This window comes from Pseudoalteromonas sp. NGC95 (assembly GCF_015864705.1).
Lineage (GTDB): Bacteria > Pseudomonadota > Gammaproteobacteria > Enterobacterales > Alteromonadaceae > Pseudoalteromonas > Pseudoalteromonas arctica.
Genome location: NZ_JADYWR010000010.1, coordinates 157,343 through 171,895, shown reverse-complemented (window position 1 = coordinate 171,895; position 14,553 = coordinate 157,343). Strand labels below are relative to the sequence as shown.

Genomic DNA, 14,553 nt, shown 5'->3' with positions numbered 1-14,553 from the left:
GGAGCCTTCAATCAATCGAACTACTGTATAAAAGGCTTTGGTTGCAGCCAAAGCTTGGGCCTCACATTACCCGAACTTGGTTAAAGTATTAATTAATTTATGGGTTTATTATCCATACAAGCTCATCAAGCTGATTCGCAACGCTGTTGCAAAGAACAAAGGCGCAACAAATTGTGCCAGCACAGCTCACGGCTTATGGGAGCGTTAGCTGTATTGTCGTACTGTTGTGATTATATAATGTTACAGATTTGCCGTTGCTCAAAAAATGTTCTTCACATATATTTAATTAATACTTAATTGTTTTAATAAGAGGGATTTATGAAAATATTACACAAATGGATAATTTTGGCGGGTTTATTATTAGCCGCTCTTATTTCGTATGGCTACGGATTTTCTCAAGGCATAGTTATCTTTGTTGTTTTAGGTGTGGCTTTGGAGCTTACATTTTGGTTTGGTGTTTTTGGTAAAAAGCAGCAATGTAACGAACACCCCCGCAACTAATCTACAGCTAACAACACGCCCTGAGGTGGGCATCAAGCGCTAAAGCTCACTTTCCACCGCAAATTTTAACAGCGGTGATCCTTTACTTTTCAATGCAGTTAAGTAAGTTGATTCATCGTAGGGCGTATGTGTTTTCCAGCACCTAAATAGTATTCGTGTCCACTTAAACGTCAATGATTTGATGATGGTATTATGGGGCTTTCCTTTGGCTTCTTGCTGCCGATAATATGCTTTTGCCCAAAATGAATAGCGCACAGATAATCCTGCCCATTCCACAAACTTTTGCCTTAACAACTTTTAGTGCATGATTACCGCCAGTGTATCCATTCCTTTTTGTCACTGCGTTCGTTTACTGGAGCAATGCCTGCGTATTGTTGTATGTCAGCGACGGAAAATTAGTTAGACACCCATCGTAAAATTACTGTCAATAAAGACATGAATAAACTGACCTTATGAGGTCAAACGAAAGTAAATACCTTTAGTTTACGCTGGGGCAACTGTATTGTCTTGTTCATAATATAGAAAAACTGCAAAACACGATGCATTAAGAAGGGGAAGCCCTTTTAACCTAAATAAAAGCCACTCAACCACTCGTAATCACTTCCCAAACGCCAATTTAAACAACACCAAACACTTCTTTATATTCTGCGCAATCGATAACAGTGACACCCATCCTATTTTTTGCAGTTTAGTGAACTAAGTACTAGGCTTTTATCAGTGTGAAAAATAAGCAGGGTGTCTTATGGCAATTGCAAGAAAGCGCCAAGTAAGTTTGGTTGATACAAAGTACTACCATTGCATATCACGTTGCGTACGCCGTGCATTTTTATGTGGGGAAGACCACTTTACAGGTCAATCCTACGAGCATCGTAGAGGCTGGGTTGAAGATAAACTGCTTGAGTTAGCCAAAGTGTTTTGTATTGATGTATGTGCTTATGCTGTTATGAGTAATCACACCCATTTAGTGCTGTATGTTGATGATAAAAAAGCGAATAGGCTAAATGATAAAGCGATTGTTATTCGCTGGCACAAGCTGTGTAAAGGCACTGTACTTACGCAAAAATACATACAGGGTGAAAAGCTAAGTAAAGCTGAACTTATCTTTTTTAATCAAACAGTAAAACAATACCGCGAGCGCCTATCAAGTATTAGCTGGTTTATGCGGTTGTTAAATGAAAACATTGCTCGCAGAGCAAATAAAGAAGATAACTGTACTGGCCGTTTTTGGGAGGGACGATTTACGTCTCAAGCATTATTAGATGAAGCAGCCCTTGCGGCCTGCATGGCGTATGTCGATTTAAACCCCATTAGAGCCAAAATGGCTAACACCCCAGAAGAGTCAGACCATACCAGCATCAAACAGCGTTTAACGTATGCAAAGGATGGCAAGCAACCAAAACAACTACTGCGCTTTGCAGGCATGCCACGTCAAATTATGCCAAAAGGGCTGCCGTTTGAGCTTAAATCGTACCTTGAACTTGTTGAGCTAACAGGGCGCTGTATACGAGAAGACAAACGTGGTTATATTGAAAGTACACACTTACCCTTACTCGAAAGAGTTAACATCTCCCCAGAAAACTGGTTAAAGCTCACCACACAATTTACGCGTGTATTTCATGGTGCAGTCGGCAGGCCAGCCTCACAAAAAGGTTATTGTGAAAACTTAAACCGAAAGCGGCGAGCGAATATCAGTAACTGCGAAAAGCTACTGGCATAAAACTTAAACTACTCAGTAAAACTATTCAGTAATAAATCACAACTGCATTATGCAGTCATTTTCATGCGTGTAATTTAGGTTTAACAGTGATAATTGCTTATTTAATGTGTAACGCGCGAGTAAAGATATAAAAAGAGGTGAACTCTTAGCCCAAAAAAGTAAATCTAGTGGCGCTAGATTAGTTTACAATTGGAGTGGCTGTCTAATTTAATAGCTATTTTAACCTAAATAAAAGCCACTCAACCACTCGTAATCACTTCCAAAACGCCAATTTAAACAACACCAAACACTTCTTTATATTCTGCGTAAAAATACAGTAATCAATTGAACCAAAATAGGAACTCAGCTATGGTTAATGCATCAATAAAAATAAATTTAAAACGAGTTAATCTACAGGCTTGTTAGGGTTTTCTGGAGTCACGGATGAAATTTAAACTACTTTTTATTTTCCTCGTATTTATTTCAACATTCGCGTATTCGAATGAAATTGATGAATTCTGGAATACAGAAGCTGCATATAAAAACAAAGCTGAAAGTTATATTTCTCAGCTGTACAGTAACAAGCCTGAACTTCTTGTTATTGAATTTTCTATTAAACGCAACCAAACGAAAATTGAATCTGAATTAGAGCACTATGTATTTTTTAAGGCGCTCGACAAAGCGAGTATCGTTGATACTAAAGATCCTGTTATTCGAGAATGGGCTAAATCTAATAGTACAAGTGCTAAAGATATAACCGTCTATGACGTAGTTTTCGAGTTGCCTAAAACTAATAATATCAGTCCAGTAATAATGTCAGTTGGGCAAGAGACTGGCATTTTAAACAACAAATGGGCAGAGTTAATAAGCACTTCAAACGGAACAAATACAGTTGGTTAGGTTCCGCTTCGCTTCACATTTTAACCAACTATTTTTGTCCGCTTAAGTGGGCGTTTATATTGCAAGGATAAGTATGAAGCTAGCATCTAGATTTATGCCTGAATACAAACCGCAAAAGGGAGGGAAAATAGCTCTCTTTCTAACGGCTTGTTTATTTCTTGCTACATTTTATTATTCGCCAATTGTTTTGGCAGTTTTTGCAGGTATCGCGATTTTAGCGTTTGTCTGGAGTTACTTCGAACAATCAAAGATTGATGCTTACTTTGGAAAACTGTGCACAGACCGAAACGGTATTACTATTTGCAACTTCGCAAGAGAGTTCGATGCTCGCGAAGTAGATACTTGGATAATTCGCGCTACATATGAGGAAGTTCAACGAGCTATATGTTCTGATCAATTAGTACCGCTAAAAGCGACAGATCATTTATTCGATACGCTCAAGTTCGATGAAGATGATTTAGATTTGGATCTAATAGAAATTATAGCTCAGCGAACTGGTCGCAGTTTAGACGGATATGAAGAAAATCCATTTTATGGCAAAGTAACTACGGTTCGTAATTTAGTTCTTTTTTTTAATTACCAACCTGTGGTAAATGCAACATAACAACAAAAGAATGGGGTCAGTTTTTTTGCAATTAGTTTTATTATTGATTATTTCATGCAAATTAATTCAGTATCAGCAACATAAGCTTTGCATCTTCCTCACCGATTAATATCGCTATATTTTCCTCAGTTGTAACACACACATCTCTTAATCGTCCTGCGGTCTCTGGGAATATGTGAGACTGCGTAAATTAACCATTAGCCAGATTAATTTACAATTGGAGTGGCTGTCTAGTTTAATGCGAGCTTTGATATCACGCGTAAACATTCAACAATCGATTGTACCCAGGTAGAAACCCGGCTATGGTTTGTTTATCAAGATAAATAAACCAGTTAATTTACAGGTTCGTTATGTCTCACTGAGGTTTTATCGCTCTATGAATGTTTTTCTAATAATTGCAGGTACATTAAGTGCTGTTGTAGCAACTTTGCATTTGGGTTGTATTTATTTTGGAGGTTCTTGGTATCGGTTCTTCGGTGCAGGAGAGCAAATGGCATTACTTTCTGAGCAAGGAAGTATTAAACCAACTCTTATTACTAGTGTAATTGTTCTGATTCTATCAACTTGGTCATTGTATGCATTTTCAGCCGCAGGTGTTATTTTTAAACTTCCATTCATCCGCCTAGCTCTTGTATTAATAACTTTTATTTATTTAGCTCGTGGGATTACTGGATTCTTTCTAATAAATAACCCTATGGGGCGTTCGCCTGAATTTTGGGTTTGGAGTTCTATTATTTGTTTATCTTTTGGTATTGTTCACCTTGTTGGTTTAAAACAACAATGGGCAAGCTTGTGAGTAAAGTGTAATCTAATAAAGAATCAAACAAGGGCCATTACAATTGGCTTTTGGTAAAGCATTATATTTATAGTTAACTACTGAACGCCAATAATTGACGGAACAAGGAATATTAAAATGGATAAAATGTCAGTTCACATAACCTCTAAACCTTTAGAAACTTACCCGCAAAAAAAAATTTTAAAGGTGGTAGCTGATGAAGTAACCGAAAAAGCGACTGTGCACAAAGCAGCGGTTCAAAGTGACCAAGTGGATATATCCGAAGAAGGAAAAGAAAAAAGCCTGGAAGATCAAAATCGTGAAGCGTTACGTAAATTATCAGGCAATGAAGATGCAAGTCAGGCATCACAATCTGAAGGTGACTCTATTGATGAACAGATTGCTGAAATACAAGAAAAGATAGAAAAACTACTACAGGAAACTGCATTATTACGCAGTAAAGATGATGAAGAGTCGCAGGCTAAAGTGAAGGTACTAGAAGCAGAAATTACCGGGCTTAACACTCAACTTATTGAATTATTGAGACAGCAATTAGAATCGGGTAAATAACAAGCACAGTAAGTATATGCAAAGGTAATTGGAGACAAGAACGTTATTAATAACATAATAAAGACGCTCACCTTAATCTTAAAACTAAAGGGGTTAACCCCTGATCTTACTGATCAAATTACTTAATTAACCAAAGTGGCTTATTTAAAGCCGCTACTTACTTTAAAAGCGCAGCGGCTCTTATCCCCTTTGTTAATTAGTTTGCTGTCATCAACATTAGCTTTGCCTCTTTACCGTCTGTTAATACTGCGACGTTACCTTTATCAGTTATAAACACATCTCTTAACCTGCCTGCGGCCTTGGGAAATACGTGAGACTGCGTAAATTCACCATTGGCCAGATTAACGCTGTAGAGCTTTTTATCAACGAGCGTGGTAATGAGCACATGTTGTTGTAATGAAGGAAAAGCTGCATGTTTAGAGCCGTAATACGCCATGCCTGATGGCGCTATTGATGGCGTCCAATTAACACTTGGTTTTTGCATGCCTTTATATTCGGTAAAGGGTGAAATACGCGCTTGCGAGTAATCTTTGCCATAGGTGATTACCGGCCAGCCGTAATTAGTGCTAGCGGTTAAGTAGTTTAACTCGTCACCGCCTGCGGGGCCGTGCTCGTGGCTAACAATTTGCTGCGTATCGTAATCATAAACTAAGCCTTGAGGGTTACGATGACCAAGTGAGTAAACAGCATGTGCATTTAGGTTTTTGTGATTAATAAATGGGTTATCTGTTGGAATGGTGCCATCTAGGTTTACACGTAATATTTTACCAAGTTGGCTGGTGATAACTTGTGCTTGCTCTCTAAAGTCAAACCCATCGCCCGTTGAAACTAATAACGTATTGTCGGGTAGGACAAGGGCACGTCCTGCGTAATGTTGCGGTGTGTTTTTATCAGTCGCTACTTTATAAATAACGTTAGGCTTTGAAAAGTCAGTGCCATTAAACGTGGCTTTGGCAACAACAAGCCTGTTTGCGCTTGCATCACCTTGGGCATAAGTAAAAATAACTTCTTTGGAGTCGTTATAATCTGGTGATAATACAATATCGAGTAAACCACCTTGGCCTGCAACGTATAAACCTGCTAGGTTTAATTTTACTCTTGATTGCGCATTATTTTTAACTATAACTACGTGACCATCACGCTCTGTAATTAACCATGTGCCGTTTGGTAGTTCAACCATGCTCCACGGAGACTGTAATTGCGTAGCCAGTGTTTTTGTACTGTATTGCTCCTTTGGTAACGTAGCATCTGCATTAACAGAAAACGAAAGAAGCGAAAGCAAAGTAAAAAAAGAGATACATTGTTTACGGGGCAAGCCTTTGCTAGCATGACTAGTATAAGAGAAAAGCTTTATTTTAAGTTGAGATAACCATGTCGTTTTTAACACGTATATTGCCTTCATTTTTAGTTTCTTGGTTACTTACATTCACACTTGCTAGCTTGTTTCATAGCCAATACGTTGTCAATCAATTAGTTAATGTAGGTGTAGTGGTGGGCTTTAGTGATCGTGCTAGTTTAACGCTTGATGATTGGTTAGGCCTATTACCTACCTACGGCGCTATTATTGCCGTAGCACTTGCCATCGCTTTTTTTGTTACCGCAAAGCTTAATAAAAAGGTTAAAAAATACAGTACTCAGCTATTTGTTATTGCTGGCATTGTGGCATTTGCTATTGTGTTAATTGCCATTGAATCAATTATGAATATTCATATTATAGCGGGCGCAAGAGGCTGGGGTTTTTATGCTCAACTGCTTGCAGGCGCGTTAGGTGGTTTGGCGTTTTCGCAATTAGTTAAGGCAACTAAAACCCAAAAAGCGTGTTAGCTGTGTGAATATAAGTACGGCCTATACGTTATTTGGTGATTAATAAAGGCCGCTGTTTATTGTAAACAGCGGCCTTTAAATATGGTTTTTAGAGTTAAATTAAAAAATTAAACTAATTAGTTTGTAGCTACTTAGCCCAAAAATTAGGATTAAAACGGGTAGGGTTACCAGGTTTAACACCAAAGAGTTAGTGTAGTTTCCCATAACCCCTTTTTGATTAACCAGCCATACAAGGTAGGTGCTAACAATAGGGAGTAATAACCCGTTAGCCGCTTGCGCGAATATAATTACCGCGACAGGGTCTAAACCGAGTGACGCCACCGCAGCACCAAACAATAAAATAACTATAGCAACGCCTTTAAAACGTGAGTTACCCATATCGTTTGACCAACCTAACATGCCACACACGGCGTAAGCACCCGCAAGTGGCGCTGTAATCGCACTTGTTAAACCTGCAGCAAATAAGCCAATAGCAAAAAAGTAATGAGCGGCATCGCCAAGCAATGGCTCTAGCTGCACGGCCATGTTAGCTGCACTAATTTGCCCCGCATCGGTGCCATAAAATGCGACTGAAGCTGTAGATAAAATAGCTAAAGTGATCACACCGCCTAAAGTGATTGATAGGCCTGTATCAACATTTGTTTGTTTAATCACTTTTTGCATATCGCTGTTACTGTCGTGTCTAGCAGCGAGCACGCCGGAGTGTAAAAATAAGTTATACGGCACAATGGTAGTGCCAACTAATGCCAATATTGTCGTAATAGAGCCCTCAGGCATACTAGGAATAAAACCAGCAAATACATCACCCAGTGAAGGGGCTGCCATTACAAGTGTTGAGATAAACACTAAGCTCATTAAAATAACGAGTAAAATTAGCGCGTTTTCCACCACTTTATGTTTGCCGCTATAAAGTAAAGCAGCACTAAAAAAAGCAATAAGTGGTGTCCATAGTTGGGAGCTAACTTGAGGGAATATTTCAATTAATCCCATGCTAGCGCCACTTAAGTTACCCGCTTCATAAGCTGCACTGCCCACGCCAATGGCGCTAATAACTAAAAATATAGCTAAAGATTTAAATAAAGGCGTTTGAATATGTGCTCTGAGCGCTTGAGCTAAATCTTGCCCGGTAGCAACGCCAAGGCGCGCCGCCATAGATTGTAATAATATAGTGGCAACTACTGAAAACAGTAATGTCCATATAAGTGCAAAACCAAAGTTTGCACCTGCCACGCTGGCGGTAGTAATGGTACCTGGTCCAATGAAGGCAGCGGTGACAAGTAGTCCTGGTCCTAATCGCATAATTGACCTTAATAGTGCTATTGCATGTTGCTATTTAAAGTTACATCTAACGTTTAAAACCAATATTTATACGCGATGCCGATTGTGTTATTGCTGCCACTTAAACTAAGTGCCCTGCAGCGATAGTCGCCCCTTGACTGGTTCTTTTTTAATAAGCATATGTTATACCAATCCGCAATAATACTTAATCAATTTGAGGGATTAAATCTGACGCTAACTGCGTTAAAAATTTCTGATATAGGACAACTAAATAACGAAATTTTTGCCTGGTTATCGACACGATTTTCTCACCTCAGAATAGATCACTTAATTAAGTGAATTGCTATTAAAAAAGGTCGAGTAGGATACCAACTTGTATATAAATTTAAAGGGGATACAGTGCGTTTGCATGAATTTTAAACGAATATATAAGCGAGTTAAATGACTGATGCCGATATTAATATCGGCATCAGTATATTTACTTTATTAGGTTTTTAATCGCTTCTAAGCCTTTTTTTAGGATATCTGCATCGGTAGCATAGTTAATACGAATACACTCGTGCTTGTGCGCCCAGCTGTCGTCAATGCCGATAAAAAAGTTGTGACCTGGGATCACATACACGTCTTGCTCTTTGAGTTGTTGATACAACACCTCGCTTGTCATTTTTGCATCTTTAAACCACAGCCACATAAAAAATGCGCCTTCAACTTTGTGCAAATAAACAGGCAGTTCGGCAAATACTTCGTCAAACAACTCAATCGCTATGTGTGCTTTATTACGATAAAAAGGCAGTACAACGTTGCGGCACAGTGGGAGTAGTTCGTTGTCGTTAATTAAGCGTGTCACTAAGCTTGGGCCAATACTATTTGGCGATAAAACCATGCTGCCATTTACGCGACCAATTGCTTTAATAATCTCATTGTTTGCAACCACAATACCGCTGCGTAAACCCGGTAGGCCAAGTTTTGAAAGTGACATACATAAAATAATGTTTGAGTTCCACGTTAGATTTGCGTCGGTGTAAATACAACCTGGGAATGGATCGCCGTACGCGTTATCAATAATGAGTGGAATACCATATTGCTTAGCGAGCAAATCAAGGTGTTTTACTTCATCGTCAGTAATTACATTACCTGTTGGATTGGTAGGTCGTGATACGCACAGCGCGCTTATGCTGCTGTCGTTTTCTAGTACTTTTTCAACTGCTTTAAAATCAATGACGTATTTAAACTGTTTTGATGCACTACCTGTATTTAAAATTTCGATATCAGGCTTTATGGCAACAAACATATCAGCCGATAAACCTTGATCGGCATAACCTATATACTCTGGCGCAAGGGGAAATAAAATCTTTTTGTGGCTGCCATCAGGCATTTCGCCTGCCAACATATTAAACAACACAAAAAAGTTAGCTTGGCTGCCATTTCCAAGTGCTACGTTATCGGCGCTAATATCCCATGCGAACTCTTTACTTAGCTGGCCAGCTAATGCTGCTCTAAACTCGTCGTTACCGGTTGGGCCATCGTAAAGCCCAAATACTTTCGATACCTTGTTACTGGCAACGAGTTTTTGTAATTCACTTAAAAAAACCTCATTTACTTGTGGTACTAGTGCGGGGTTACCGCCACCGAGCATAACAATATTAGGATTGTTGCTGTTTTTAGCACCACCTAAATCTTCCATTAACTGAGTAATGCCGTTGGGTTGTGTGAATTTAGTGCCAAAGTTTGAGTAGTTCATAATGCATAGCGTTTGTTAGTAATGGGGAGGGCAGTATAGCGTAAATAAAAGGCTTAAATTCGATGATGAGAATAATTCAATGCTGAGATTTACAGGTAGCTATAGTAATGTAATTTCTTATAAAAAAAGGCTAAGTTAAGGTTTTTTAACGCCGTATAAAAACTCTTCGCCGCAGTCCATATACAAATCAAATTTGGTCATAACTTTGGTAAACATGGGGGCGTGCAAAAACTCGTTTAACCATGCGCGTACATGCGTGTATTCACTTTGTAAGTACCAGTGTTTATCTACGCGGGCAAACTGTCTAATAAATGGCAGCAGAGCATAATCGGCTAGGCTTTTTTCATTGCCTATTAGGTATTTATGGGTAGTTAGCTTTACTTCAAATTGCTTAATAAACTCTTCGCAGGCTTTTTGGTAATAAATTTGTGCCATGTCTTTTGTACGCGCATAAAATTTGTACTTTTCGAGCACTGGCTTAAATTGTGTGTCGTTTAGCTTAATTAACTCAAGCATGCGCTCAAGTGCTAATGGGTCTTGAGTATGCAGTAAATTATGCGGATCGTTTTGCTTTAAGGCCCACAGCATAATATCTAGGCTTTCATCTATAACTTGATTATTCGGCAGTAATAAAACAGGCACCGTGCCTTTTGGCGATATTTGCAAAAGATGCGGTGGCTTATTTTTAGTTTTTATAGCGCGTAGAAGCACGTGTTGCTCTGCCATTAAAATACCCATTCGTGCGCGCATTGCATATGGGCAGTGTTGTAATGAATATAATAATGGCAATGTCATTTTAATACTTACCTTAGCTATTTAAGCCTTCAACATATTGCTGACGTGTTTTTACTTTTACCATGTGATTTAACTGATCAGCAGCGTGTGTTTGCCCGCTAATTAAATCCTGAAAATGCGCAAGTAACACGGCTTTATCGAGTTTTTCTTTATCGCCTGAGCCAATGTCGGTTAAATCAACCATAAACTCGTCAAACTTGTCGGCGTAATCGGTCACAATATCCATATTTAAAAATTGTTCATGGTTATAAATGCTCGGGTAGCCGCCTTTTTGTTTATCAATTGCAAAGCTAATGCCTTTAACATTGGTAACGGTTGTTTCTTTTTTACAGCTCAACATACAGCTTGCGTCAATACGTGGTTTTTTACAGCCAACGGTTTGCTGGAAAAAACATTGTCGGCTAGTCATCATTAGTATTGGATGATAAATGCTGTACATCATTTTAAAGTTGTTAGGGCGTTTAATACTACGCATTTGTGGTTTGTTTATTTCGTTTGAAATAAACGCGCCTTTTGCGTTTAAATCTTCTTGTAGTGTTAGTAACGCATAAGAGTTTGTAGTGTTTAACAACGGGCCTGCAATCCAGTCAATGCCCATTTGCACCGCTTTAAATGCTACGCCTGTGTTGTTACTAATAATAAGCTTGGGTTTTACAACCTCGAGCAAACGCACTGCTTCTTCAAAATCTTTACCAATTAACACCGCCGGAAACCACGGAATTAACTGCGGGTGCTCTAAAAATACGTTGATGTATTTATCGTTATCGGTTCTAAAGCTCTCAGGTAATTTAAAGTAAACATCGCCGTCGGTTAAATCACATAAGTGAGCGTCTTTTATGTCCGATATTAAAACAGAGAGCGTCGTTTTATTTTCGGCTTTTTCGTGATTCACCAATTTAGGTAATTCAACAGGGGCTATCACGTCTTTGCCTTCGTTTAATAAAAATGCTACCTGCTTTTTAATGCGCGCTAGCTCTTTAAACGGAATGCTTAAGTTGTTGCCTAAGTTTGAGTAATCCATATTTTTAATTTCAAAATTGGCATTACTAAACGTTTTAAAGCGCTTATCAATGGCAGCAATATCAACAACTGATTTATCAGCGGTATGCATAACCATTTGCGATTGCACTTCAAAGCGCTGAGGTTGCTCAGTGTTTAAATTTGCGCTTTCATTTATTAACGAACTATCGTTTTTATCATTAATAACCAGCGTTACAGTAAATGGCTGGTTTAACTGTCCTGAAAATTCAAAACGAAGCTCGCGCTTTGAAATATCTAAAAATTCAATTTTCTTTTTAACTAACGAATCAATTTCACTTTTTTGAGTAGAAAGCTCTTGCTGTGCATCGTAAATTTGCACCACTGAAATTGCGTTGTTTTTTTCGTTAGCGTGATCAAAACTATGGTCGCGCGGGTTATCGGTAAACATGTTTCTGGTCATGTCACCGGTTAAAAACTTATTAGTAAAGTTACGGTTAAATACTTTATACAAGCTTGAGTCGTCTTCAATTAGGTTACCGGTTTGCACAAACGTGTCTATTTGTTTGCGCCAGCTATCAATAACCGTATGTACGTAGTTAGCGCCTTTAATACGGCCTTCTACCTTTAACGAATCAACACCTGCGGCTACCAGCTCTGGTAGGTCAAAATAAGCTGAATTGTCTTTTAAGTTTAACGGATGTTTGTTACCCATCGCCGTTGGCTCGTATTCGTCACGACATGCTTGCGAGCAGCGACCACGGTTACCCGAGTTACCCACACTTACCGAGCTTGAGTAACATTGCCCTGAAAACGCAATACATAATGCGCCGTGCACAAATACTTCGGTTAATACGTCGCATTTATGCGCTACGTCGGTCAGTATTTTAATTTCAGTTAAGTTAAGCTCGCGCGATAAATTTACACGTGTAGCGCCAATGCGCGCTAAAAACTCAACTTGTGATTCGTTATGTGTAGTTAACTGAGTTGATGCGTGAATATGTAAAGTAGGAAAGTGTTTTTTAACAATATTGAACAACCCTAAATCTTGCACAATAATGCCGTCGAGCGTGGTATTTACTAGCTGGTTTAATAGCTTAAATAGCGCACCCATTTCGTGCTCTAATATAACTACATTTAGCGTTAAAAAAATCTCACAGCCGTATTCATGGGCTAGGCGAAGTGCGCCGTTAAGCTCATCAAACGAAAGATTAGACGCTCGGTTACGTGCATTAAAGGTATCTAACCCACAATAAACCGCATTAGCACCGGCTACAATGGCGGCTTTTACCGCGTTTACATCACCGCCTGGGGCTAATAGTTCAATCTTTCTACTCATTACAATGTCGCTTCGCTCATATTTAATTGCCGCGAATTTTATCTGGTTAAGCACGTTAATGCTATTTATTGAGGGATATAATAAAGACTAAAATAAAAGAGTGTATAAAATTACAATTAAGCAGGCTGATTTATTACGTAAACATGTAATAAAATGATAGTTTATAAGCAAGCAACACTTTCAACTTTACTTAGGCGATACCCATCAGCAATCAAGATCTTAAACAGTTAGATACAGATTTAAACCGTGAAGAATCTGTAATTATTAACACCCAACTAAAAATAGCTACATTTAACCTGTTTAACTATCTTGAGCCACCCAATGCATACTATGAGTTTGAGAAAATTTATACCGCGCAGCAGTGGGCTAAAAAGCAGCGTTGGATTGTTGATTACTTAACAGATCATGCCCCTGATGTGATTGGTTTTCAGGAAGTGTTTAGTATTGATTCGTTAAAAGAGCTAGTTGCTGAGCAAGGCTATAATTACTTTGCGGTGGTAGATACACCAGAGGTGATTGATGATTTTATTTATAAACGTCCCGTGGTAGCAATTGCCTCTAAATATCCCATAGTTGAGGTAGCAGCGGTTGAACACGATAGTGAGCTTGCAAGTACGCTTGGCCTTAATAGTGAGTTTACTTTTAGTCGTAAGGTATTGAGAGCGACCGTTACTTTACCGCACATAGGCAATACTGATTGTTATGTGGTGCATTTTAAATCTAAGCGCCCGATGATTAATGTTGATGAGCATAATAAAGAGCTTACGCCCGAGCAAAACATAATTGAGATTTTAAAAGCGAATGTAGCGGGTGGTTGGGGCTCAACTATTCAGCGTGGCAGTGAAGCTACATTGCTAATGATACAAATGATTACTCGCCGCGAAGCTACGCAACAACCCATGCTATTAATGGGGGACTTTAATAATGAACTAGCGGATGGCGTATTGAGCCATTTACTGACGAGTACGCTGCGCTTTGCACCTGCGTTTGACGCTAAAACCTACTTAGCAAAATATTGTTTAAATGATTCATGGGATTTGTTTGTTAAGTCGCAGCTAAGTAATGATGAGGTTTTTAGCGATGAAGCAATAACAAACGATGAACAAAGTGATTGTGATAGCAATAACAGCGAGATTGTTGATTCAGCGGATAAAAGCCAAGTAAAAAATATAAATATAACAAAGCCAGCACCGTTAAGGCCGCCAACACATTATTATGGCGCGAGCAGCTCTGTGCTTGATTACATTTTATTATCGTGTGAGTTTGACGCTAGTTACGATGACAGCTTTTTTGAAGTAAGCGCTTATAACACTTACGACAGGCACTTAATAAACCCCGAGTATGAGCGTGATGATTTAACTACCGACCACGGTGTTGTATTGGTTACCCTTAAACTAAGAAGCTAGGTTTTCTCATTTAATAACTTACAGCGTACGATTAAGCTAAAAAAGAATTAAGCTGCAATATGCATAATTATGCTAAAATCATAAATTAACAATTACCCATATTGCAGCGAAACTTGACCTGCAGTCTTTATGTGTATATTTTATCG

General features: G+C 38.8%; 13 protein-coding genes and 3 pseudogenes. 9 read left to right on the top strand and 7 right to left on the bottom strand.

What is annotated here, in order from left to right; translation table 11 throughout:
- Positions 1-318 precede the first annotated feature (318 nt).
- Complete coding sequence (locus tag I6E70_RS11495) at positions 319-501, top strand: hypothetical protein (RefSeq protein ID WP_010552629.1); 183 nt, start codon at positions 319-321, stop codon at positions 499-501.
- Between the two features lie 39 nt (positions 502-540).
- Here the strand turns inward: I6E70_RS11495 and I6E70_RS20920 are convergent.
- Positions 541-887 (bottom strand): annotated as a pseudogene (locus I6E70_RS20920) (transposase); the annotation flags it as partial.
- Positions 888-918: 31 nt separating this feature from the next.
- On the opposite strand from I6E70_RS20920, the pseudogene I6E70_RS20915 reads away from it, so the two are divergent.
- The 4 genes and pseudogenes from I6E70_RS20915 to I6E70_RS11480 form a co-directional block, all read left to right on the top strand.
- Positions 919-1,049: pseudogene (locus tag I6E70_RS20915) on the top strand (transposase); the annotation flags it as partial.
- Between the two features lie 194 nt (positions 1,050-1,243).
- On the top strand, positions 1,244-2,218 hold the full coding sequence (locus I6E70_RS11490; RefSeq protein WP_197188749.1) for a transposase: 975 nt from the start codon (positions 1,244-1,246) through the stop codon (positions 2,216-2,218).
- A 423-nt stretch (positions 2,219-2,641) separates the two neighbouring features.
- Positions 2,642-3,097 carry a hypothetical protein gene (locus I6E70_RS11485; protein WP_197188748.1) on the top strand — a complete coding sequence of 152 codons (456 nt, stop codon included), beginning with the start codon at positions 2,642-2,644 and terminating at the stop codon, positions 3,095-3,097.
- 73 nt (positions 3,098-3,170) lie between these two features.
- A complete protein-coding gene (locus I6E70_RS11480; protein WP_197188747.1) occupies positions 3,171-3,701 on the top strand; it encodes a hypothetical protein in 531 nt (176 codons plus the stop codon).
- Between the two features lie 61 nt (positions 3,702-3,762).
- On the opposite strand, the pseudogene I6E70_RS20910 reads toward I6E70_RS11480, so the two are convergent.
- Positions 3,763-3,912, bottom strand: a pseudogene (locus I6E70_RS20910) (PQQ-dependent sugar dehydrogenase); the annotation flags it as partial.
- A gap of 165 nt (positions 3,913-4,077) precedes the next feature.
- Between I6E70_RS20910 and I6E70_RS11475 the strand changes: the two are divergent.
- The gene (locus I6E70_RS11475) at positions 4,078-4,497 is read left to right on the top strand and encodes a hypothetical protein (RefSeq protein ID WP_182681223.1); all 420 of its coding nucleotides are present in this window, start codon (positions 4,078-4,080) and stop codon (positions 4,495-4,497) included.
- A 126-nt stretch (positions 4,498-4,623) separates the two neighbouring features.
- Entirely contained in the window at positions 4,624-5,046 is a 423-nt protein-coding gene (locus I6E70_RS11470; RefSeq protein ID WP_231620101.1) for a hypothetical protein, read from the top strand.
- A 196-nt stretch (positions 5,047-5,242) separates the two neighbouring features.
- Here I6E70_RS11470 and I6E70_RS11465 read toward each other — a convergent pair whose 3' ends face one another.
- Positions 5,243-6,433 (bottom strand): PQQ-dependent sugar dehydrogenase, encoded by a 1,191-nt coding sequence (locus I6E70_RS11465; RefSeq protein WP_197188745.1) that lies wholly within the window; start codon positions 6,431-6,433, stop codon positions 5,243-5,245.
- On the opposite strand from I6E70_RS11465, the gene I6E70_RS11460 reads away from it, so the two are divergent.
- On the top strand, positions 6,418-6,870 hold the full coding sequence (locus I6E70_RS11460; RefSeq protein WP_197188744.1) for a hypothetical protein: 453 nt from the start codon (positions 6,418-6,420) through the stop codon (positions 6,868-6,870). The genes I6E70_RS11465 and I6E70_RS11460 overlap by 16 nt on opposite strands.
- Positions 6,871-6,969: 99 nt before the next feature.
- On the opposite strand, the gene I6E70_RS11455 is transcribed toward I6E70_RS11460, so the two are convergent.
- The 4 genes from I6E70_RS11455 to I6E70_RS11440 form a co-directional block, all read right to left on the bottom strand.
- Complete coding sequence (locus tag I6E70_RS11455) at positions 6,970-8,169, bottom strand: Nramp family divalent metal transporter (RefSeq protein ID WP_197188743.1); 1,200 nt, start codon at positions 8,167-8,169, stop codon at positions 6,970-6,972.
- Positions 8,170-8,626: 457 nt separating this feature from the next.
- The gene (locus tag I6E70_RS11450; RefSeq protein WP_197188742.1) at positions 8,627-9,889 is read right to left on the bottom strand and encodes a valine--pyruvate transaminase; all 1,263 of its coding nucleotides are present in this window, start codon (positions 9,887-9,889) and stop codon (positions 8,627-8,629) included.
- A gap of 135 nt (positions 9,890-10,024) precedes the next feature.
- Entirely contained in the window at positions 10,025-10,684 is a 660-nt protein-coding gene (locus I6E70_RS11445; protein ID WP_197188741.1) for a glutathione S-transferase, read from the bottom strand.
- Positions 10,685-10,697: 13 nt separating this feature from the next.
- Positions 10,698-13,001, bottom strand: coding sequence for a peptidase U32 family protein (locus I6E70_RS11440; RefSeq protein ID WP_197188740.1), 2,304 nt, complete (start codon positions 12,999-13,001; stop codon positions 10,698-10,700).
- Between the two features lie 296 nt (positions 13,002-13,297).
- On the opposite strand from I6E70_RS11440, the gene I6E70_RS11435 reads away from it, so the two are divergent.
- Entirely contained in the window at positions 13,298-14,407 is a 1,110-nt protein-coding gene (locus tag I6E70_RS11435) for an endonuclease/exonuclease/phosphatase family protein (RefSeq protein WP_197188751.1), read from the top strand.
- Positions 14,408-14,553: the final 146 nt, after the last annotated feature.